The 18,577-nt window shown below is 64.5% G+C and carries 25 protein-coding genes and 2 pseudogenes; 24 read left to right on the top strand and 3 right to left on the bottom strand.

Going from position 1 to position 18,577, the window contains the following annotated elements; translation table 11 throughout:
* Positions 1-125: 125 nt before the first annotated feature.
* From HHL27_RS20375 to HHL27_RS20315, 13 genes and pseudogenes are all read left to right on the top strand, one after another.
* Positions 126-566 (top strand): annotated as a pseudogene (locus HHL27_RS20375) (zincin-like metallopeptidase domain-containing protein); the annotation flags it as partial.
* Positions 563-886 carry a zincin-like metallopeptidase domain-containing protein gene (locus HHL27_RS20370; RefSeq protein WP_240960108.1) on the top strand — a complete coding sequence of 108 codons (324 nt, stop codon included), beginning with the start codon at positions 563-565 and terminating at the stop codon, positions 884-886. The pseudogene HHL27_RS20375 and the gene HHL27_RS20370, both read left to right, overlap by 4 nt.
* A 12-nt stretch (positions 887-898) precedes the next feature.
* Entirely contained in the window at positions 899-1,321 is a 423-nt protein-coding gene (locus HHL27_RS20365) for a hypothetical protein (RefSeq protein ID WP_169495226.1), read from the top strand.
* A 56-nt stretch (positions 1,322-1,377) separates the two neighbouring features.
* The gene (locus HHL27_RS20360) at positions 1,378-1,755 is read left to right on the top strand and encodes an antitoxin Xre/MbcA/ParS toxin-binding domain-containing protein (RefSeq protein WP_169495235.1); all 378 of its coding nucleotides are present in this window, start codon (positions 1,378-1,380) and stop codon (positions 1,753-1,755) included.
* Positions 1,727-2,452, top strand: coding sequence for an RES family NAD+ phosphorylase (locus HHL27_RS20355; protein WP_169495225.1), 726 nt, complete (start codon positions 1,727-1,729; stop codon positions 2,450-2,452). The genes HHL27_RS20360 and HHL27_RS20355 overlap by 29 nt, the downstream gene beginning before the upstream one ends.
* 135 nt (positions 2,453-2,587) lie before the next feature.
* Positions 2,588-2,845, top strand: a complete 258-nt coding sequence (locus tag HHL27_RS20350; protein ID WP_477529323.1) for a type II toxin-antitoxin system Phd/YefM family antitoxin — start codon at positions 2,588-2,590, stop codon at positions 2,843-2,845.
* On the top strand, positions 2,835-3,167 hold the full coding sequence (locus tag HHL27_RS20345; RefSeq protein WP_169495224.1) for a type II toxin-antitoxin system RelE family toxin: 333 nt from the start codon (positions 2,835-2,837) through the stop codon (positions 3,165-3,167). The genes HHL27_RS20350 and HHL27_RS20345 overlap by 11 nt, the downstream gene beginning before the upstream one ends.
* Before the next feature lie 162 nt (positions 3,168-3,329).
* Positions 3,330-3,746, top strand: coding sequence for a DUF3768 domain-containing protein (locus tag HHL27_RS20340; protein ID WP_169495223.1), 417 nt, complete (start codon positions 3,330-3,332; stop codon positions 3,744-3,746).
* A gap of 110 nt (positions 3,747-3,856) precedes the next feature.
* Positions 3,857-4,393, top strand: a complete 537-nt coding sequence (locus tag HHL27_RS20335) for a hypothetical protein (RefSeq protein WP_169495222.1) — start codon at positions 3,857-3,859, stop codon at positions 4,391-4,393.
* Positions 4,394-4,522: 129 nt separating this feature from the next.
* Positions 4,523-4,969: a DUF736 domain-containing protein gene (locus HHL27_RS20330; RefSeq protein WP_169495221.1), complete on the top strand. Its 447-nt coding sequence runs from the start codon at positions 4,523-4,525 to the stop codon at positions 4,967-4,969.
* Positions 4,963-5,313 carry a hypothetical protein gene (locus HHL27_RS20325; RefSeq protein ID WP_169495220.1) on the top strand — a complete coding sequence of 117 codons (351 nt, stop codon included), beginning with the start codon at positions 4,963-4,965 and terminating at the stop codon, positions 5,311-5,313. The genes HHL27_RS20330 and HHL27_RS20325 overlap by 7 nt, the downstream gene beginning before the upstream one ends.
* 27 nt (positions 5,314-5,340) lie before the next feature.
* Complete coding sequence (locus HHL27_RS22240) at positions 5,341-5,946, top strand: DUF6927 domain-containing protein (protein ID WP_206069745.1); 606 nt, start codon at positions 5,341-5,343, stop codon at positions 5,944-5,946.
* Positions 5,947-6,177: 231 nt separating this feature from the next.
* The gene (locus HHL27_RS20315) at positions 6,178-6,645 is read left to right on the top strand and encodes a DUF736 domain-containing protein (protein ID WP_169495219.1); all 468 of its coding nucleotides are present in this window, start codon (positions 6,178-6,180) and stop codon (positions 6,643-6,645) included.
* Between the two features lie 693 nt (positions 6,646-7,338).
* Here the strand turns inward: HHL27_RS20315 and HHL27_RS22565 are convergent.
* A complete protein-coding gene (locus HHL27_RS22565) occupies positions 7,339-7,554 on the bottom strand; it encodes a hypothetical protein (RefSeq protein ID WP_240960124.1) in 216 nt (71 codons plus the stop codon).
* Positions 7,555-7,771: 217 nt separating this feature from the next.
* Here HHL27_RS22565 and HHL27_RS20305 point away from each other — a divergent pair, with 217 nt between their 5' ends.
* Both HHL27_RS20305 and HHL27_RS20300 read left to right on the top strand, forming a co-directional pair.
* On the top strand, positions 7,772-8,101 hold the full coding sequence (locus tag HHL27_RS20305; protein ID WP_169495218.1) for a hypothetical protein: 330 nt from the start codon (positions 7,772-7,774) through the stop codon (positions 8,099-8,101).
* A 403-nt stretch (positions 8,102-8,504) separates the two neighbouring features.
* The gene (locus HHL27_RS20300) at positions 8,505-9,530 is read left to right on the top strand and encodes a DUF2493 domain-containing protein (protein WP_169495217.1); all 1,026 of its coding nucleotides are present in this window, start codon (positions 8,505-8,507) and stop codon (positions 9,528-9,530) included.
* A gap of 133 nt (positions 9,531-9,663) precedes the next feature.
* On the opposite strand, the gene HHL27_RS20295 is transcribed toward HHL27_RS20300, so the two are convergent.
* Positions 9,664-10,857, bottom strand: a complete 1,194-nt coding sequence (locus HHL27_RS20295; protein ID WP_169495216.1) for a DUF1173 family protein — start codon at positions 10,855-10,857, stop codon at positions 9,664-9,666.
* On the opposite strand from HHL27_RS20295, the pseudogene HHL27_RS22970 reads away from it, so the two are divergent.
* A pseudogene (locus tag HHL27_RS22970) lies at positions 10,856-11,158 on the top strand (integrase core domain-containing protein); the annotation flags it as partial. The gene HHL27_RS20295 and the pseudogene HHL27_RS22970 sit on opposite strands and share 2 nt — an antisense overlap.
* A 68-nt stretch (positions 11,159-11,226) precedes the next feature.
* On the opposite strand, the gene HHL27_RS20285 reads toward HHL27_RS22970, so the two are convergent.
* Positions 11,227-11,856: a LysE/ArgO family amino acid transporter gene (locus HHL27_RS20285; RefSeq protein ID WP_169495215.1), complete on the bottom strand. Its 630-nt coding sequence runs from the start codon at positions 11,854-11,856 to the stop codon at positions 11,227-11,229.
* A gap of 72 nt (positions 11,857-11,928) precedes the next feature.
* Here HHL27_RS20285 and HHL27_RS20280 point away from each other — a divergent pair, with 72 nt between their 5' ends.
* The 8 genes from HHL27_RS20280 (at position 11,929) to HHL27_RS20245 (ending at position 18,467) form a co-directional block, all read left to right on the top strand.
* The gene (locus tag HHL27_RS20280) at positions 11,929-12,840 is read left to right on the top strand and encodes a LysR family transcriptional regulator ArgP (protein WP_169495214.1); all 912 of its coding nucleotides are present in this window, start codon (positions 11,929-11,931) and stop codon (positions 12,838-12,840) included.
* A gap of 355 nt (positions 12,841-13,195) precedes the next feature.
* Entirely contained in the window at positions 13,196-14,302 is a 1,107-nt protein-coding gene (locus tag HHL27_RS20275) for a Fic family protein (protein ID WP_169495213.1), read from the top strand.
* Positions 14,302-14,544 (top strand): hypothetical protein, encoded by a 243-nt coding sequence (locus HHL27_RS22235; RefSeq protein WP_206069744.1) that lies wholly within the window; start codon positions 14,302-14,304, stop codon positions 14,542-14,544. Before HHL27_RS20275 ends, HHL27_RS22235 begins: the two co-directional genes overlap by 1 nt.
* Positions 14,545-14,843: 299 nt before the next feature.
* Positions 14,844-14,996: a hypothetical protein gene (locus HHL27_RS20265; protein ID WP_169495212.1), complete on the top strand. Its 153-nt coding sequence runs from the start codon at positions 14,844-14,846 to the stop codon at positions 14,994-14,996.
* 357 nt (positions 14,997-15,353) lie between these two features.
* On the top strand, positions 15,354-16,508 hold the full coding sequence (locus HHL27_RS20260) for a tyrosine-type recombinase/integrase (RefSeq protein ID WP_338114975.1): 1,155 nt from the start codon (positions 15,354-15,356) through the stop codon (positions 16,506-16,508).
* Positions 16,505-17,695, top strand: a complete 1,191-nt coding sequence (locus tag HHL27_RS20255) for a site-specific integrase (protein WP_169495210.1) — start codon at positions 16,505-16,507, stop codon at positions 17,693-17,695. Before HHL27_RS20260 ends, HHL27_RS20255 begins: the two co-directional genes overlap by 4 nt.
* 69 nt (positions 17,696-17,764) lie before the next feature.
* On the top strand, positions 17,765-18,157 hold the full coding sequence (locus tag HHL27_RS20250; RefSeq protein ID WP_169495209.1) for a type II toxin-antitoxin system RelE/ParE family toxin: 393 nt from the start codon (positions 17,765-17,767) through the stop codon (positions 18,155-18,157).
* Positions 18,150-18,467, top strand: a complete 318-nt coding sequence (locus HHL27_RS20245; protein WP_169495208.1) for a helix-turn-helix domain-containing protein — start codon at positions 18,150-18,152, stop codon at positions 18,465-18,467. The genes HHL27_RS20250 and HHL27_RS20245 overlap by 8 nt, the downstream gene beginning before the upstream one ends.
* Positions 18,468-18,577: the final 110 nt, after the last annotated feature.

The raw sequence follows: 18,577 nt of genomic DNA, 5'->3' as shown, positions 1-18,577 counted from the left end.
CGATCAGCCTCGACACCACCGGGAAGGTGGGCGGGAATTAATCGGAATGGGGGGGCGGGATCAGGTCGGAATCCCGGGCGGGAATTCCTCGGAATGGCGGGCGGTATCATTTCGGAATCCGCACGCATGCCGAGGCCTTCGTCGCGGCACTGAAGATTCCGATCACCGAAGGCGCCTACGATGCGCACTACCGGATCGATCTTGATCACATCTTCATGCCAACCTTTGCCTCGTTTCGGGATGCATCTGCGCAGATGGGCACCCTTCTTCACGAAGCCGGCCACGCTACGGGCGCAAAGCACAGGCTCGACCGCAATTTTGCCGGGAGGTTCAAGCGCGACAGCCTGGCGATTGAGGAGATCTGCGCCGAACTGACAGCATCGTTCGTGCTCGCCGACCTCGGGATCGCCCACCATCCGCGCGCCGATCATGCCGCATACGTGGCATCGTGGTTGCGCGTGCTGACGGACGACCCCCGCGCAATCTTCACTGCCGCCAGCAAGGCACAGGCCGCAGCCGACTGGATGCATGCCCAGCAACCTCAGCCCGAGGAGTTGGCGGCATGACGCGCTTCCGGCAAATTGGCGTCGGAAGGCAGATTAGGGCTGGACTGTCAGGATATATCGCCGAGATGTCGAGTGCCATGCTCGGTGTCGAGTTGGGATTGCCCGTTGCCCATCTCGATCATCATGCGAGCTATATCGACCATTGGCTGACGCTGCTTAGAGACGATGATCGCGCCATTCTCACTGTCGCCGCGGGGGCCGAGGAGGCGTCGAGCCTGCTGCTCAAACTGGGTGTTTGGCAAACCTCGCCACATGACGAGCACACCGATGAAGTCTCGGGTGACGTCGGCGTGGGCGCCGTTGTTGCGCGCGCAGCCTGAGGGAGACAGGCGATGGGACGTTCCGTCAGTTATCCCGCAGGCAGTCTCGTCTGCTTCACGCTCCTCGACGACAGCGAAGATGAGGACGAAGCGCAATGGGCCTATGAATGGCTCTGCAACGACCTTTTGATCCGTGCGCGCGAAGCCTTTCCCTCGTTCTATTCCCAGCAGGGATGGCGCGGCCGGGAGGACCGCATTCTCCTGCGCAACGCTTATGCCGATTTCGGAGTTTCGACCTATGGGAGCCTTGCGGCGGTATGGATTGTCGAGCGCGAGGATGGATCGTACCGGGAGGAGGACATGCGGACCGGTCGCCATGCCTGTGCGGAGCACTGGCTTCACCAGATAGCGCCGAAATTCGATGCGCTCTTCGGCGATTATGACTGTCTCGGACACTTCTCGAATGGGGAAGGCGTATTTCGCAAGCGTCCGTAAGACATATGTTCAAATGAACGATGATCGCCTATATTCGTCATATGAAAGGACGGTCCATGGCAGCGCAAGCCCATCTCCAGAGCCGCGGTGATGCCGAGGTGCTGACCTCCGCGCTCGCGAAGATCGCGGACTTCTGGCACTTCAGCAATGCCAAGCTCGGTGCCGTCCTGGGGTTGTCGGCGGCTACGATCTCGCGCCTCAAGTGCGGCCGCTCGGTACTCGATCCTGCCTCGAAATCGTTCGAGGCCGGACAGTTCCTGCTGCGCCTGTTCCGCAGCCTCGATGCGCTGCTGGGCAGCGACGACGACGCAGCGCGTCGCTGGCTTGAAACGCGCAATCTCGATCTCGAGGCCCGCCCGTTCGACCTCATCGACAGCTTTCGGGGTCTCATCACCGTGTGCGATTATGTGGACGCCCACCGCGCTCGCGTCTGAGTTCCGGGACTGGCAGGGGGAGGGCTGGCGCGTCGTCGAGGCGCAGCACCGTATCTCGACCAATCGCCTGGCGGACACCGCGGACGATCAGCATCGGCTCGAACTGCTCGCCGATGCCGTGAAGCCTGACATTCCGCCCGAGGCGCGAGGCCTGCATTACCTGTTGGCGTCGCCCTTCCGCTATGGCCATCGCAGCGAGAGCCGTTTTCGCCGTGCGGACGAGCGGCCGGGCATCTTCTATGCGGCGCAAACCGAAGCGACGGCCATCGCCGAGACCGCCTACTGGCGGTTGCGCTTCTTTGCCCGCTCGCCCGGTTTTGATCCGCCTGCGACCACTAGCGAGCACACCAGCTTCACGGTCGCCATCGCAACGGCACGCGCAATCGACCTGACCCAGCCTCCGTTCGATGGTGAGCTTGCGCGTTGGACCGATCCTGCCGACTACGCGCCGTGCCAGGAGCTCGCCACGGCGGCGCGGGAGGCACGCGCCGAACTCATCCGCACGCGTTCGGCGCGTGACCCGGCGGCGGGCTGCAATCTCGTTGTGCTGGCACCGGCAGCATTTGCCAGCCCTGACCCCGTCGTTCGCCGGACCTGGCACTTGCGGTTCGAGGGTGGCCGCCTTTCTGCGTTGTCGGCCTTTCCGGGCGACGACCGCTTCGTGTTCACGGCCAGCCAGTTTGGCCTGGCTGGCTAGCTAGCGGCTTCTGCCCGGCACCTTCGCAGCTGGTATAATCAGGGGCCCTGACGCTCGCGGACTCACATTAGCTTGCAATGCTACTGGAAGAGAGCGGTTACAAGTGCTATTTAGAGTGCCGCTAAAAGTCTCACGGTGATTACCATGACCAACATTGTTCTTGCGGAAACAACCGCCAGCGTTTCCGAGTTGAAGCGCAATCCGATGGGGACCGTCGCTGCGGGCGAGGGTTTTCCGGTGGCGATCCTCAACCGCAATGAACCGGCATTCTACTGCGTGCCAGCCAAGGCATTCGAGGCGATCATGGATCGTCTCGAGGACGTTGAGCTGAATGCCCTTGCGGATGCGCGGACGAGCGAGCCTGTCATCAAGATTGCTCTCGATGACCTATGAGCTGGGGTTCCTCGAGTCGGCCCTGAAGGAATGGCGCAAGCTCGACGTGAATACCCGGGAACAGTTCAAGAAGAAGCTGGCCGAGCGTCTGGAAGCGCCGCACGTACCTTCTGCCCGCCTGTCCGGCAGCAAGGACCGTTACAAGATCAAGCTGCGCGGCATCGGCTATCGGCTTGTCTATGAAGTGCACGACCACGAGGTGATCGTGATTGTTGTCGCGGTCGGCAGGCGCGACCGCAACGCTGTCTACAAGGCAGCGCAGCGTCGAACCGATGCAGCGGCGACGGTGGAAACCATGCGCCGGGAGCCGCCAAAGGCGTAGAACTACACGGACACCGCGCGTGTGTTCCCCGGCAGTTAAACCGACCGGCGGTATGGCTTGAAGCTCTCAGGCGGCCAGATCGCCGCATGAACACAGGTCCTGATTTGCCCCTCAGCAAAGGGGAGGGGGTGTGAACGGAATGAACCAGTCAGGAGACCGTTCATGTCCGACAACACTTCTCCCACCACTGCGCAGACTCCCGAGCACGCCCGCACCGCCCAAGTGGCGGCGCTCAACGACAACGTCCGGCGCGGCGAGGACCGCCAGGCGCGCATCGTCATGACCCGCGGCGTTGCCGAGCTCCTCGCAGGAACAGGAACCGACGAACCCGCGCGCACGGCCCGATCGATCCTCAACCAGGCGGCGCTGATGCGCGCGATCGCTGACGCGGACATTGACCCGGGTGACGATCCTGCCGGCGAGCGCGACTTCGGGGTGGTGACCTTCCTCGAGCAGCGCCTGTTCTGGAAAGTCGATTATTACGCCGCCGACGGCGAGTTCGCCTATGGCTCCGGGGCCCCCTTGGATCCCGTCCTGACGACCCGTGTCCTGACGATCTTGCTCGCGTCGGAATACTGATCCCGTCGCCCGCGCCTGCGGGCGTGCGCAACCCAATACCTCATCACGCCGCTCGTCCGTCGTCTCATCCGGGACGTCGGACGCACGCGTGTGCGACAGGATCGTTACCCATGCCCCGTATCATCGAACTTTCAGGAACGCCCTGGGACGAACCCTCCGCCCAGATCGGGCATGATCCCGATGCTCCTGTACGCGGCCGCGAAGAAGCGCTCGCCTACCGTGCGGCGCTGATCGCGATGTTCGGCGTTCCGCCCGAAGGCTACGCACTCACAATTGCCGGCCACGACCATGATTTTGGGCGCTACACCGTGGTGCGCCTTGTCTGCCCTGCAGACAGCGCGCTCCATGACGAAGCCTACGAAGTGTTGGTCGAACAGGGCCTGGCGCACTGGCACGAGGCCGTGATGCCCGCTCCCTATACGTACGGCCCGAACCGGGCGTGCGAAGCGATCTGCGCAAGCGGGCCGTCGCGCGAGGCGATCGAGCGCGCGCTGATTGCCAGTCGGCCAGCGCCCGACGGCACATTCGCGCTCGACCTGTTCCGCAAGATCCACGCAAACCTGCGTGCTGCCTATCCGGCCCATGCTGCGCGCGCCGACCAGCGCATTGCCGCGATCCACGCCCAGACGGATTCCACGCGGCACTGACGTTTCTCAGGTGCCATTGGCCGAGGGGAGCGGGATGGAGAGGCGTGCCCCGGGGCAAGGCCCCGGAGCTCGAACCACCCCGGCGCCACAAACCAGCGATCGGGCGCCATGTCAGAGGAGCCAAGCTGCATGAACATCGGCACCATCCAATGCAACGATCAGGGGCGGCTGTCCGGCTCGCTCGCGACGGTCATGGTCGCGATGCGCTTCGCGCTGCGCGAAGTGGCATCGGCCAACGAGAAAGCTCCCCGCTTCGAAATCCTCACCCGCAACACCGGCGGTGCGTTCGTGCAGGTGGGCGCTCTGTGGGAGCGCGCCTCGAACGAGACCGGCGAATGCTTCCTGCAGGGGCGCATCGACGACCCCTCGATGCCTCGCCCGCTGCCGATCTCGGCCTTCAAGCAGGCCGATGGCAGCTACAATGTCGTCTGGTCGCGCCCGCGTGCGCGTCTGCGGGCGGCCCCTTTGCCGCCGCCGCAGCGGCCTGACGCCGCCCTCTTCACTCTTCCTCGTCCACTCGGGATGGCTTGCCCGTTCGGAGGCGACCTCGCTTTGCAGGAGCAATGTACATGCTGACGGATTCCGAACGCTTCGCGTTTCGCGCGCAGCGCATCCACGGCTTTGCCACGACCGGCAATGCTTACGATGCCTGCCAGGTCGATGAAGACGTGGCCAAGGGCCACACGCTGCTCGTTCTCGACGAGGGGGTATTCGGCCTCGCCTGGGCCTGGCCCGTCGCGGTTACCACCGAAGCGGGGCACCTGCACCGCTTCGCCGACACGGGCGCCAGCTCGTTGCACGACCTTGTCACCCCGCTGGGGTTTGACGTGGGCGACGTGCATGCTGCCCTCGCGCTCGCTCGCGCATTGGGCTTTGCCATCGATCCGGTCTTCGATCGCGTGGCCCCAGCACAATCCTGATACCCCCATGCCACAAGGAGGCGCCCGATGGGCTGGCTGTCGATGACCCGCGCCGGGATGGCGCCTTTTGCAACCCCCAAGGCTTATCTCGACGCGCAGTGCACCTATCCCCCCGACCCTGCGAATGGCCGGGAAACGGGGCTGCGGGTTCTGCGATCGACCGTGCGCTCGCGGGCCTGGTACGGCGCCTGCCAGAGCTATGGCTCCGATGGGCCGGTGCAGACGTTCGCGGTGATCTGTCTCGTGCGCTGGACCCCGCGCGCCAAGGACGGATACGTGTTCGCATACAAGGACCTGACGGAAACGACGGGGCCCTGTTATTACGATTGCCCGGCTGCGATCCTCGACCTGCTCGATCCGCCCCTCAACGACTACGCTGCCAAGTGGCGGGAGGCGTGCCGCGCACGGCTCGCGCTGGCATCGCGGCCCCGGCCTTTGCCGGGGCAGGTCCTGGTCCTGCCGAAGCCGCTCACCTTTACCGACGGCACAGCCGAGCGCCGCTTTCGCGTGGCGCGCTGGGGCAGCAAGACCGTCCTGCAGCGGATCGGTGATGGTGCCTTCGTGCGGATCACGCATCTGATGACCACGGCCTGGACCATCGAAACCGGGGAACAGGGGGTGCTCGCCGCCTGACGGCGGACATCATTCCACGACTTCGTGGCTCACCGGCTGACGCCGGACCTTGGGCGTTGCGCGCGTCTCCAGCCTCATCGCGGGTCTGCGGGCAAAGCGCGCAACTGCCCCTGCCGCGCTGCTCGAGAGGGAAGGGGGAAGGGAGAAGGTGTGGCGGGCATGAGGCCAGTCGCAAAAACCGATCCGGCCCCCGAGCAGCAAGACGGGGCGGAGCCAGAGGAGAATACGGCCATGAACATCGGTCAGCTCAAGAAGAACACCGCCGGCAACTTCATCGGCAAGATCCAGACCGCGACGATCGACCTCGTCATCGGCCTGCGCCCGGTGACCTCGTCGCACCCGGGAGCCCCGCGTTTCGACGTGATGGTGCGCACGCGCAACGGCGGCTTCATCCCGGCAGGCGGGCTGTGGGAGAAGATCGCGGCCAACGGCTCGGGCGCGTTCCTGCAGGGTCAGATCGACGATCCGAGCTTCGAGGCGCCGCTGTCGATCGCCTTGTTCACGCAGGACGATGGCGCCCTGAACGTGGTCTGGTCGCGCCCGCGTCGTCGCGCCGCCAACCCCTTCGATGAGGGCACCGCCACCGAGACAGCCACGGACACCGATACCGGGTTCAGCCCGCGCAACGAGACCTTCGCCGCCCCCAGCGAAGATCCCTTTGCCTCCGCGACGGGCGATTTTGTCGGGGCTGCCGCCTGAACCCTCACGACCCCGACACCTTGTGCGGTCCGACCTTCCCCCGGGTCGGGCCGCATTTTTTTTGTCGGAACGGCGCAAGGCCCGGAACATCGCTCGAGGGATCTGCAGGCTCGGGCTGATGCTGAAGCAGGCGGCCTGCCGATCGAGATCGCGCCCTGGGAGATTCCACCGGCTGCTGTCGCGATGACGCATTTCGCGCGTCGATGCCTGTGTCCGTGACGGCGGACCGGTGCTTGGCGGGTGGCAGGGAACATGCCGGTGGCAGCGTGCCCCTTCTCTTGGAGGGCGATCGGCCGGGGGCCAATACGGCCTCGGGCTGGGGATTGTCGAAGGTGCTTCGCCGTGTGCTTGCCGTACTGGCCCGGCGCAGGATCTGCGGGCCGCAACCGCAGTCATCTGGTCCCTTGCGACGCGATGCCGAGGATGTGCACATCCTCCGGATGATTGCGGCCTGGAATGCCCGGAACGTCCATGGTCTGCGGCCCCTTTCAGAGCGTTTCGACAAGCCCTCCCGCCAGACGGGATGAACACTGCGACCGTGCGGCGGCTTTGCAACCGGCGCGGGGTCCAACCGTGTTGTCGGCCTGACGGCCGACTGCCCGCACCACTTGGGTCCCCTGCCGGTTCCCCTCGCCCGGGCGGCATGCCGCCCGCTCGGTGCAAAGCCCCCTCATGCCCGGTCTTCGCTGCCTTTCATCCCGGCGGGAAAGGCCCGCCGAAGACGACGAAAGGGTTTGAGACATGAACAAGGTTTTCCTCTCCGGCCGCATCACCGCCGAGGTCTCGCGTTTCGGCAACGACAGCAAGGGCGGCGTGATGTTCACGCTGGTGACGAGCAAGCCGATCATCCGCGAGGGCCAGGTCCAGAAGGACGAGAACGGCTACACCGAAACCTACGACCAGTTCCACACCGTCAAGGCCTTCGGCGGCCTCGGCAAGGCGATCGCCAACAACAGAAGAAGGGCGACAAGCTGCTGGTCACCGGCGAGATCCGCTACACCCGCAACGAGCAGAATGGCCGCACCTACTACAACACCGAGATCGTCGCCGACGAGATCGAGTTCCTCTGAACCCAGCGCCGGGCGGCCCCCAAAGGGCCGCCCGCTCTCATTTCGGGAGACAAGCCATGTTCGCTTTCACCGACTTTTCCGAGATCGCGACGGTCAGCCATTCGATCGCCGCCACCAACCCCGCCATCGTCAACCGGCTACGCAAGCAGGCGGCAAGGTTCACCCCCAACGAGATCGCCGCGTGTCTGGCAGGCGCCATCGCCAATGCGACCGATGCCGCGCACGCCCGGGCCTGGGAAGAAGCCGAGCATGGGGAGGCGAGCCCCGACGCCATCGTCGACGATGAATACTACCACGACCTCGCCGCCGCCTGGGCGCTGGTGGCCACCGAACACCAGCTCTCGAGCCTCGAGGGCTGGCTGGGTGGGGATAGCCCGCTCCACTGATATCCCATTCCCTGCTCTCACGGGGCCGGCGCGCAAGCGCTGGCCCCTTTTTCATGTCTCTGGACCCAAAGGTCTCGCCGCAAACCGGAACCGCCGTGGTGAAGCGGGGGGGCAGGGGAGAATTCGGAAGAAGAACTGAAAATGCCATTGGGCTGTGTGTCCTCCCAGTATGGCAACCCGGCCTGGCGCCCCGTCAAGGATGCATGGTTCCCCCAATTTTGCGGGGGCAAGTCCCACAAAATCGGCACCCCCATGCCCCGCTTCGCGGCGTCAACCGGGGTCCGGCGCGCGCGAGCGCGCACCAGCTTCCCGGTCAACGTCCCTGACCGAGCTGGGCACGGCTTGCCGGATGGACGGGGTCATCAAGCCGATGACGAAACGGTCTCATCAGGAGCTAGACGTCATGCAGACCTTCACGACCTTCGCTGATCTTGCGAGCTTCATCGCCGAGGAAACCGCCGCAAGCGAGCGGGCCTCGACTTATGCCTACGCCTTCATCGAGCACGACGAGCGCGCCAAGCTCTCGATCGTCGAGGAGCCGCAAGTGCAGTTCATGCCCGATCCCGACCAGGCGCGTGCCGCGGTCGAGATGGTCATGACCACGCTGTTCGACGTGTTGCGCGATACGCGGCTCGAACCATTCGCAGGTGATTTGGCCTGGGGCTTTGCCAACAGCTTCCATGCTGTCGCCAAGCGCATCGAGGGCCGCGAGGATGATGCTGCCAAGGAGCTGAACCAACTGGTGCGGATCTCCGACCCTTCAGAAATCCACGCCACTCAGGTCGAGGATACCCGGCTCCTTTGCGAAACCCTCGAAAGCTGCCGCGAGGCGATGGAGTGCATGCGCGATCATGCCGCCGAAGTCTTCCGCGCAGAAACCGGACGGCCGTTTTCGACCGTGCGCGGCTCGCGCGTCAGTTCGGCAACGACCGCGAGCCAGATCGATGCGCGCGATTTCCTGGCCGCGCGTGCGGCCAAGCGCCGCGAGGCGCATGCGCCGACCGGACCTGTGGTGATCTTCTCGGGCGGCGATGCCTGGCACGATCACGAACTGCTCTATAAGGCGCTCGACGATACGCGCACCCGGATCCCGAGCATGATCCTGGCAACCACCGCGCAGCACAAGGGCTGCGACCAGATCGCTCACGCATGGGCTGCGTCACGCGGGGTGCCCACGGTGCGCTTCACGCTCAACCGGTCGCTTGGCAAGCGGGCGGGCTTTGCGCGCAACGAGCAGATGATGGCCCTGAAGCCCGTGCACGCTATCGTCTGCGAAGGCTCAGGACTTCAGGCAAACCTCCTGATGCGGGTGCGCGACGCGGGCGTTCCCTATCACGCGTTCGCAGCCAGCCACCAGCAGGCCGCGTTTCCTGACGGGGCGCCGGTAAAGGGCCAACTGCGGTTCGCGCGGCGCCAGCGCGAATTCTAGCGTCGCATCGAGAAGGGCGCGGGGGCTTCGGCTCCCGCGTTCTTCCTTTTCCTTTTCTGTCGGGCAGAAGGCACGCGGGCGTAGTGGGGCTATGGCCCCACATGCCGCGCGCCTGACCTTCGTCCGCGCGCGGTCAACGCCGGGGTTCGGGCGGCGGCAGGTCTTCGCCCGGTTGCCAGACCACGTGTCGGACGCCCGGTGTCTGCATCAGCGCCGCCAGCGCATCATCGTAGGCCGGATCGGGAACGTTGCGCACGAGGTGGATGGCCGTGGCATCGAGCCCCGTATCCTTGAGCGCGATGCTGGCGATCGGCCGCTCCGGCCCCAGGTTGACCCGCAGGCCTTTGACCAGGCGGCGACTTTCGCCGATCGCTTTGTTCACCAACACCTGTTCGTCGAGGCTCTCGTAGGGAATCCATTCGCGGGTTACGGGCATGACAGCGATCTCGCACAGCTGCGGCAGGCCCGACGCCCCGATCGAGAACGTCGCGCCCATGACCAGGTGGCCGCCGCCGCCATCCGATCGCCAAAGTTCTTCCTCGATCGCAAACCGCTTGTGAAAGCGCCGCGCCATGTCCTCATCCATCAGGAATGGCCAGTCGGGCAGGTGGCGGACCAAGATCTTTTCGACGAAGCGCGCAGGCTCGATCGCCTTGACCTCGCCGATCACGATCATGATCGCGTCACGGGAGGCATGGGCCATGGCGAGGTCGGTCCGACGCCTGCCGACGAGGTCCTCCTTGCGGTCGAGCTGGAAGGTCTCGGGCACGAACAGCACCTGGGCCAGCGTCTGCCCGCGCGCCTTGCAGCCAAGCGCGGCGTGGACCAGCGCCCGGCGGACCACGAACCAGTTGCGCTTGCCCGCCATGCGCGGATGCCAGTGCGTGAGTTCGGCCTTGTCCCACAGCACATGGAGCAGCCCGCGCATTGTCAGGCGCAAACCGTTGGAGCGCACTTCCGGTTTGTCATTGGTGAAGGACGAGGAGGCGGCGCGCGCCGGCCCTCGCGAGAGCGGGAAGGCGAACTTCAGCTCGGTCTCTCCGTTGTCCTCGTGCTCGACCATCGCCGATCCCCGGACCTGGCCCAGCCCGGTCAGGAAATCGGGCGCCTCGTAATGGTTGCAGGCCGAGGCATGGCGCGCGCCCGTGCCGGGCCAGCGCGCCAGGACATAGCTGCCCTGCCGGCGGGCAATGTAGAGCGGCAGCTTGTGATCGCGCCTGCACAGGCAGATCGCGCGCTCGCGCCGGCTGTGGGCTTCGGCCAGCAAGACGCCAAGACGCGGATCGTCCTCGCCGACTTCGCGCTCCAGCAGGGCATAGTGCTGCATCGATGGACCTCCGGCACCTGATGACGCGAAACGGCATCGGAACCGGTCATCGTGCGACACGCGGCCACGATACCATCCCGGAAGCGATCATAAGGCTGCGAGACCTGCACCTGCAAGCACACACAACAACAGGTCCCCATATACCAACGATGTTACGCTGGACGTCTCACGGCCCGGCAAGCCGCAGCAGAACGCGTTCATTGTCTCGTTCAATGGGTCGCTGCGCGACAAGCTCTTGAATCAAGAACTGTTCGACAGCCTGGCTGACGTCAGGCGCAGGCAGGCTGTCTGGCGCTACAACCGCTCGTGCAGGGCTTGTGTGACGGGGAGACGTGGCTGGTTCCGTGACGGTAGCCCCTCTTTGCGCCTTCATGCCCGTCCTGACAATGCGCCCATCAGCAGCGAGGCGGCGAGGGAGACCATGGTCGCGCCCACGATGGCATCCAGCACGCGCCAGGCCCGCGCCTGCGCGAACACCGGGCGCAGGGCACGCGCGCCATAGCCGAGCGCTGTGAACCAGATGATGCTGGCGCTGGCGGCACCTGTCACGAAGATCGGACGCAGGGCCGCAGGCTGTGCGGCACCGGCAGCGCCCATCAGCAGCACGGTATCGAGGTAGACGTGCGGGTTGAGGAAGGTGAAGGCGGCGGTTGTCGAGATCGCCCGGCCAAGGGGAATGGCCATGCCCTCGTCCATGGTCATGGCGGCCGGCGATGCGCTGCGCTGGAACGCCTTGATCCCATACCAGCCGAGAAAGGCTGCGCCGCCCAGCGCCAGCAACAGCTTCAGTTGGGGGATGGCCGACAGGAACGCGCCGACGCCGCTGACACCCGCGGTGATCAGGAGGGCATCGGCGCAACCGCAGAACAGCACGATGGCGCCGACATGTTCACGGCGCAGGCCTTGGCGCAGGACGAACAGGTTCTGTGCACCGATCGCCATGATCAGCGCGGCGGAGAGGGCGAAGCCGTTGAAGAACGGGGCGGATAGGGATGTCATCGGCCCGCAATGACGATGCGGATCACATCAGGACAGCTTGTTCTTCTAATGCGAATGAAGCATTGCTTCATTATGCTCGACTACGCCTCGCTCGCCGCCGTTGCCGCCGTGGTTCGGGAAGGAAGTTTCGAACGGGCCGCCGAGCACCTTGGCGTCACCCCGTCGGCCGTTTCGCAGCGGGTGCGCGGCCTTGAGGAGCGTCTCGGCGTGATCCTGGTGGTGCGCGGGCAGCCCTGCACGGCGACCGGGCAGGGCCAGGCGCTGTGCGCGCATCATGACCGGGTGCAACTGCTCGAAGCCGATCTGTCGCCGGTACTGTCGCAGGCCACGACGACAGCGCGCCCGCCGCTGCGTATCGCGGTCAACGCCGACAGTCTCGCGACCTGGTTCGCGCAGGCCGCCGCCGCCTTCAGCACGGCGAACGGTCATTTGCTGGAACTGACGCTGGAGGACGAGGGGCGCACCGCAGACCGGCTTCGTTCCGGCGAAGTGCTGGCGGTGGTGACCAGCGATCCCACCCCGGTGCCCGGCTGCAAGACGGTCGCGCTCGGGGCGTTGCGCTATGCGGCGTGCGCCAGTCCTGCGTTCGTGGCGGAGCACTTTGCCGATGGCATCCATGAGGCATCGCTGGCCCGCGCGCCGTTCATGCGTTTCGATCCACATGACCGGCTGCAGGCGCGCTGGGCGCTGGAAGCCTGCGGGACCACGCTGTCCGGCCCTTCGCATCGTCTGCCATCGACCCACGCTTTCCTCGACTTCGCGCTGGCGGGCGCGGGGTGGGGGATGCATCCGGTATCGCTGGCCGCGCCGCATCTGGCGAGCGGCGCGCTGGTCGAACTGGCGCCTTGTCGCAGGATCGACGTGTCGCTCTACTGGACGGTGACGCGCCTTCATGCCTCGGCGTTGCGGTCGCTGACCGATGCGGTGCGGCGCGTGGCCGCCGCTACCTTGGTGCCTGCACGCAACGGGCAGGCACTCGGGTGAACTCCGGGCTTGATGGCGCGCATGACAACAGCGCCCTGTGTTCGCTACTCGCTGTCTGGCCATTGCCGACTATCGGAATGGCACTCGGTTTCTGGGAGGCCGGCGTATCGGCAGCATCCGGGGCGAGTATGCGTTGAATTTCGAGGACATCGCTTGACGGAGGCGTGTCGTTTCGTTCGGTTGCGAGGCGTCCTGCGACCTCGCCTGCGGCAGCTCACGCAGTCAGCGCACTTGAAGCAGGCTGCAGCACGTCAGCGCAGACCTCGGCGACCAGCACCGAGGCTGATCCATACACTGACGCTTTATCAATCATATTTGCGTGTTATATGATCGATAACGAGGTGACATATCGATCATGCGCTGGAACTGGCAACTTCCCGACTGGCCCGACTTTGCGTTCGACGCAGCCCCCCTGCGTGCCGCCGAGGAACGCTTCCTGCGCGGCTCCGGCGTGATTGTGGGCGCGCTGCTGCACGTCGACGGCGCGGAGCGTGAGGCCCTGACGATCGACCTGATCGCGCAAGAGACGATCGATAGCTCGGCCATCGAAGGCGAAATCCTCGACAGGGCTAGCGTGCAGTCCTCTCTGGCGAAACATCTGGGGCTCAAGGCCGATCACCGGCGCGCAAGTCCAGCCGAGGCTGGAGCGGCCGAACTGATGGCCAACGTGTGGCGCTCGTATGCTGCGCCCCTGACCGACGCGATGCTGTTCGACTGGCATGCGATGCTCATGACGGGGCGGCGTGACCTGACGGTCATTGGTGGCTGGCGCAGCGATCCCGAACCCATGCAGATTGTCTCAGGTGCCCTGCATGCCCCGCGCGTGCACTATGAGGCACCGCCGACAGACCGCGTTCCCGGCGAGATGGCCGCGTTCATCGCCTGGTTCAACGCCACCGCTCCTGGCGGCGCGACACCTATGACGGCGATCACGCGCGCCGGGATCGCGCACCTGTGGTTTGAGTCTATTCACCCCTTCGAGGACGGCAACGGTCGCATCGGTCGCGCTATCGCCGAGAAGGCATTGGCGCAGGCGATCGAGGCTCCAAGCCTGACCGCGCTGGCAGAGACGATCCACCGCCACCGCAAGGATTACTACGCCCAGCTTCACCGCGCGAGCCAGACCAACCGCATCGACGAGTGGCTCGCGTGGTTCGCCGAGATCGCGCTGGAAGCCCAGCAGCGCACCTTGACCCGTGTGCGCTTCCTGATCGCCAAGACGAGGCTCCTGGACCGCCTGAGAGGGCACATCAACGAGCGACAGGAGAAGGCCCTGATCCGTATGCTTGCGGAAGGGCCTGACGGCTTCAGGGGCGGCCTGAGCGCCGCGAACTACCGAACCATCAACGACGCCCCCAGTGCCACCACAACGCGCGACCTTGCGGATCTTGTCCGGCTGGGGGCTCTACGTCGCAAGGGAGAGTTGAAGGCGACGCGCTACTACCTCGCGATTGAGGACTGATGGCATGGTGGTCTCGGCGAACGAATGAACCCGACGCCTCGTATGTTGGCGTTACCCCCGGCGGTAAGGCTCTACGCGGCGGCCAGGTTGACGATCCGCTAGGCCGCCACTTTTCCGGTTATGATCTGCTCGTGGTCGTGAACCTCGACGGCCTGAACGACAAGCTCCGGCTTGGCCGGTACTTCTTCATGGACATCCTCAAGGGTGGCATAGTGCTGCATCGATGGATCTCCGGCACCTGATGACGCGAAACGGCATCGGAACCGGTCATCCTGCGACACGCGGTCACGATACCATCCCGGAAGCGATCATAAGACCGCGAGACCGGCACCTGCAAGCACACATAACAACAGGTCCCCATAGCCGTCCCATCATGGCGGCGGAGCGCGGCCTCCCTCAAGGATGAGCGGTACCCCCAATTTTTCCTGGCGGAAAAATTGGCACCCCCCGCTCCCCGCTTCGCGGCGGCTTCGCCGTCCTTGACCGAGACCGCCCACCACCGCCGTCCGCCTGCCCGTCGATAGCGACACAGGAGGTCATCATGTCCATCACCGCACTTCAGCACGACGATCTGGAGGGCATCATCGCCAGCCTCGAACAGGGCTGGGTTGACGAGAGGCAGACCCTCGCAAGCACCTCCTTCCGGACCGACACAGACATCTCATCCGACACCGGGGAATGGTGGGGCGAATAGCCCCACGCCTCTCTCGCATCGGAACGCGACGGGTAGGCGGACGGCTCCGGGCACGCGCCGCGACGTGTCCCCAGCGCTCATCTGACCTGCCTTTTGACACCCCGGCTCGGACACTGGCGGTCCGCGATCTTCCCTCTGGAAACCCCCATTCTCATGCCTGACGCGCAAGCCCGCCCATGCGGCCGGGACAACCTGTGTTCTGCTGTTGGCGGGGCACACCGTACACGGAAAACCGTTGAGTAACAGTGATATATGCTTGATAATTCAGAAACCGTCGAGCCGTCAAGCAGCTTCAATCTAGCCCGTCCAGATGGCCATTTGGTCACCGCGAATCAGGCCGCAGAACGGGTATCAGCAGTGCCTGAAAACCGCTGCAGACTGACCGGCCATATCGCCCGGAGAAAGGCTCCAGCCCGCCACACCACGTTCTGGGATACTGACGTACCAGGCTTCGGTCTCCGGTGCCGTGCAAGCGGCACCAAAACCTGGATCGTCAAGTACCGGGAGCGCCGGATGATGCGTGTTCGGACGCTAGGCAGTCCGCAGACGATGAAGGTCGACGCCGCGAGGCGGGAAGCGCGCCGGGTTCTTGCCGAAGCCATGTTGGCGGGGCTGCCGACGCGTCCGGTTGCGACCGCTGACGACGCGCTGACTTTCGCCGTCTTCGCCCCGGAGTTCCTCGCATGCTCGGCTCGTCACTGGAAGCCGGCCACTTTGGTCCGCAACCGGCGTGCGATCGAGCGTGATCTGATCCCATTCTTTGGCGAGATGCGGCTGTCCGAGATCGAGCGAACCGATATCGCCCGGTGGCGCGACAGCATGGCTTCGCGCTCGGGGAACTTCAATCGCGCGGTCCCGGTCCTTTCGGCGCTGATGAATGAAGCCGAAGTTTTTGGCCACCGCCGCCGAGGCTCCAATCCCTGTCGCGGCATCGCCCGTTACAAGCGCAAGCAACCCCAACGTTACCTCAGCCCGGCCGAGTACCGCGCCTTGGGCGCGGCGCTCGAGAACGCGGAAGGGGAGATGCCGCGAGCGGTGCCGATTATCCGGTTGCTCATCTATACGGGCGCGCGGCTGAGCGAAATCGCAATGCTGCGCTGGGAATGGGTGAAGCCGCCGCGACTGTTTCTGCCTGACAGCAAGACCGGCCCCAAGGTCATCTACCTCAATGCTCCCGCACGCGCGGTTCTCGCGAAACTCGATACGGGGCAGGGCAAGGGACTGGTCTTTCCCGCGCCGCGTGATCCCGCCAAGTCCTTTGACCCGACATCACACTGGCATCAGTTGCGCGCCCGCGCCGGTCTTGCCGATGTGCGTCTGCACGACTTGCGCCACAGCTTTGCGTCGATGGCAATCCGCGACGGGATCTCGCTGACGTTGATCGGGCGATTGCTTGGTCATGCATTGCCGGAGACGACCGAGCGGTATGCCCATCTTGCTGACGATACTGTGCTGGAGGCGGCACAGCGCGTTTCCGGCGCGATCGCGGTGAAGCTGGGACTGGTCGCATGAACGCTCGCAGCCTTGCTGGTATCGTAGCCGAGGAACTCGCAACCATCGGCATCGAACCGAGTGGCTATCCTTCCGAATCCGACAGCGTACGCCGGACGGAATGGTCGGCGCGCTGGCCCGGATTTGGGGTGCGTCATTACCGCAGTGGCAGGCGCGTGTACGTCGTTCAGGCCCGGATGACGGGCAAGGTGCGCACGGTCACTATCGGCGATGCGCGTGTGGTTACCCGCGCTCAAGCTGCCGACGTTGCCCGGCGGGTGCTGCTGCGTGCTGAGGTTGGCGAGAATCCGGCGGAAGCGCGTGCCAAGGTTCGATCATGCCCGACGTACGAAGCCTTTCTGGACGAGTACTGGTCGAAGGCAGAGCCCACCTGGAAAGCAAGCACGCGAGCCCGCAATTGCTATTACCGGTGCCATCTGGACCGGGCCTTCCGTCGGCGTTTTCTCGATGAGATAACGCCGGCTGACGTCAAACGGTGGTTCGCGCAGATGACCTCCAGCGTGGGACCGGCCGCGGCCAACCGGACCTTCGAACTGCTCCGATCGATGTTTAACAAGGCGGAGGCATGGGGTGTTCTCGCCGAATGCTCTAACCCCTGCACGGGTGTGAAAGCGAACAAGCTGAAGCGACACCAGTGTGTCCTGTCCGAACAGGAATTGAACCGCTTCGGCGAGGCACTTGCCGAAATAGAGGACTCCGACCCGATGGCAGTCGCTGCCATTCGCGTACTGGCGCTGACCGGCTGCCGGAAAAGCGAAATCTGTGACCTTGCATGGAGCGAGGTGAGGGGGCGGCGCTTGCTGTTGCATGATGCGAAGACCGGACCTCGGACGGCCTGGCTCGGTGAGGCTGCGCAGGCGGTTCTGGCGAGGCTGCCACGCCATACCGATCTGGACCATGTGTTCTGGCGCGGCGATGCTCGCCTCACGATTTCCCGGTTGGACGAGTGCTATTATCGCGCTCGGGCCAGGGCGGGGCTTGCCCATGTCCGCTTGCATGACCTGCGACATAGTTTCGCGAGCCATGCGGCCTCCATGTCGGAAACTTTGCCCATGATCTCCAGGCTGCTGGGGCACACGAGCGTCAAGATGACGGCGCGATACGCCCATCTCGATGATGCCTGCGTTGTTGATGCGGCAGAGAGGCTGGGCGAACTGCTGCGCAAGGCGACCGGGGAGGGCTTGTGATCATCGATTTGAGATCATTGTGCCCTTCGTTGAAGGGTCACACTAAGTGTGATATATGGTGGTTTGACAATGACCGGTGAGCAGAAAACCCGGATCTACAAGAATCGCTGGTTTGCCAAGTATGCGAGCCGGGAAGGGATTAGCGACGCGGCGCTCATTGTGGCCGTCGATCAGGTTAACCGGGGCCTGGTCGATGCCGACTTGGGCGGCGGCCTTATAAAGCAGCGCGTCGCGCGCGAAGGCGGAGGTAAGTCTGGCGGTTATCGCACGCTGGTCTTCTTTCGCCATGAGGAGAGGGCCGTGTTCGCTTTTGGTTTCGCCAAAAGCAGCAAGGCCAATCTCAATGCGGTCGAACTGCGGACCTACAAGCAGGCCGCCAGGATCGTGCTCGGGCTGACACAGGCGCAGGTCGATACCGAGGTGCGAGAAGGTAGATTGTTCGAGGTGAATGACGATGCCTAAATCCTATAAGAGCGAGGCGCTGGCCGCCGTTCACGAAATGATGGAAGGCCTCCATGAGGCCGGAGCTATCGATAAACAGACTCTTCGTGAATTCGACGAGGCCTGCATTGCCCCTGTAATACCGTTCCAGCCCGAAGAAATCAGGGCAATCCGGGAGGCGCAGCACGTCTCGCAGCCTGTTTTCGCACGTTACCTCAATGTGTCGAAGAATCTCGTTTCTGACTGGGAGCGGGGCAAGAAGAAGCCTGGTGGACCTGCTCTGCGGCTACTTTCCATTGTTCAGCGCAAAGGGCTTGAAGCTGTGGCCTGACAGCAAAGGCGGTGGCGACTAATTTAGGCATGGACGTTGGCGTAGTGTTTAGGATCTGCGGCAGTCGAACCGAGAAAATCTCGGCGCCGACAGGCGCACTTCCGCTTCGT

This window comes from Novosphingobium olei (assembly GCF_012927405.1).
Taxonomy (GTDB): Bacteria; Pseudomonadota; Alphaproteobacteria; order Sphingomonadales; family Sphingomonadaceae; genus Novosphingobium; species Novosphingobium olei.
The sequence above is the reverse complement of the archived record's forward strand: the minus strand, read 5'-3'. Positions and strand labels throughout refer to the sequence as shown.

Bases quoted from the DNA above. Each gene is read 5' to 3' on its own strand.
- HHL27_RS20345 (WP_169495224.1), top strand. From the start codon at position 2,835: ATGACCTATGAGCTGGGGTTCCTCGAGTCGGCCCTGAAGGAATGGCGC.
- HHL27_RS20360 (WP_169495235.1), top strand. From the start codon at position 1,378: ATGGCAGCGCAAGCCCATCTCCAGAGCCGCGGTGATGCCGAGGTGCTG.
- HHL27_RS20300 (WP_169495217.1), top strand. From the start codon at position 8,505: ATGCAGACCTTCACGACCTTCGCTGATCTTGCGAGCTTCATCGCCGAG.
- HHL27_RS20315 (WP_169495219.1), top strand. From the start codon at position 6,178: ATGAACATCGGTCAGCTCAAGAAGAACACCGCCGGCAACTTCATCGGC.
- HHL27_RS20295 (WP_169495216.1), bottom strand. From the start codon at position 10,857: ATGCAGCACTATGCCCTGCTGGAGCGCGAAGTCGGCGAGGACGATCCG.
- HHL27_RS20330 (WP_169495221.1), top strand. From the start codon at position 4,523: ATGAACATCGGCACCATCCAATGCAACGATCAGGGGCGGCTGTCCGGC.
- HHL27_RS20305 (WP_169495218.1), top strand. From the start codon at position 7,772: ATGTTCGCTTTCACCGACTTTTCCGAGATCGCGACGGTCAGCCATTCG.
- HHL27_RS20355 (WP_169495225.1), top strand. From the start codon at position 1,727: ATGTGGACGCCCACCGCGCTCGCGTCTGAGTTCCGGGACTGGCAGGGG.
- HHL27_RS22235 (WP_206069744.1), top strand. From the start codon at position 14,302: ATGGCATGGTGGTCTCGGCGAACGAATGAACCCGACGCCTCGTATGTT.
- HHL27_RS20370 (WP_240960108.1), top strand. From the start codon at position 563: ATGACGCGCTTCCGGCAAATTGGCGTCGGAAGGCAGATTAGGGCTGGA.
- HHL27_RS20255 (WP_169495210.1), top strand. From the start codon at position 16,505: ATGAACGCTCGCAGCCTTGCTGGTATCGTAGCCGAGGAACTCGCAACC.
- HHL27_RS20280 (WP_169495214.1), top strand. From the start codon at position 11,929: ATGCTCGACTACGCCTCGCTCGCCGCCGTTGCCGCCGTGGTTCGGGAA.
- HHL27_RS22240 (WP_206069745.1), top strand. From the start codon at position 5,341: ATGGGCTGGCTGTCGATGACCCGCGCCGGGATGGCGCCTTTTGCAACC.
- HHL27_RS20325 (WP_169495220.1), top strand. From the start codon at position 4,963: ATGCTGACGGATTCCGAACGCTTCGCGTTTCGCGCGCAGCGCATCCAC.
- HHL27_RS20250 (WP_169495209.1), top strand. From the start codon at position 17,765: ATGACCGGTGAGCAGAAAACCCGGATCTACAAGAATCGCTGGTTTGCC.
- HHL27_RS20365 (WP_169495226.1), top strand. From the start codon at position 899: ATGGGACGTTCCGTCAGTTATCCCGCAGGCAGTCTCGTCTGCTTCACG.
- HHL27_RS20265 (WP_169495212.1), top strand. From the start codon at position 14,844: ATGTCCATCACCGCACTTCAGCACGACGATCTGGAGGGCATCATCGCC.
- HHL27_RS20285 (WP_169495215.1), bottom strand. From the start codon at position 11,856: ATGACATCCCTATCCGCCCCGTTCTTCAACGGCTTCGCCCTCTCCGCC.
- HHL27_RS20335 (WP_169495222.1), top strand. From the start codon at position 3,857: ATGCCCCGTATCATCGAACTTTCAGGAACGCCCTGGGACGAACCCTCC.
- HHL27_RS20275 (WP_169495213.1), top strand. From the start codon at position 13,196: ATGCGCTGGAACTGGCAACTTCCCGACTGGCCCGACTTTGCGTTCGAC.
- HHL27_RS20340 (WP_169495223.1), top strand. From the start codon at position 3,330: ATGTCCGACAACACTTCTCCCACCACTGCGCAGACTCCCGAGCACGCC.
- HHL27_RS20245 (WP_169495208.1), top strand. From the start codon at position 18,150: ATGCCTAAATCCTATAAGAGCGAGGCGCTGGCCGCCGTTCACGAAATG.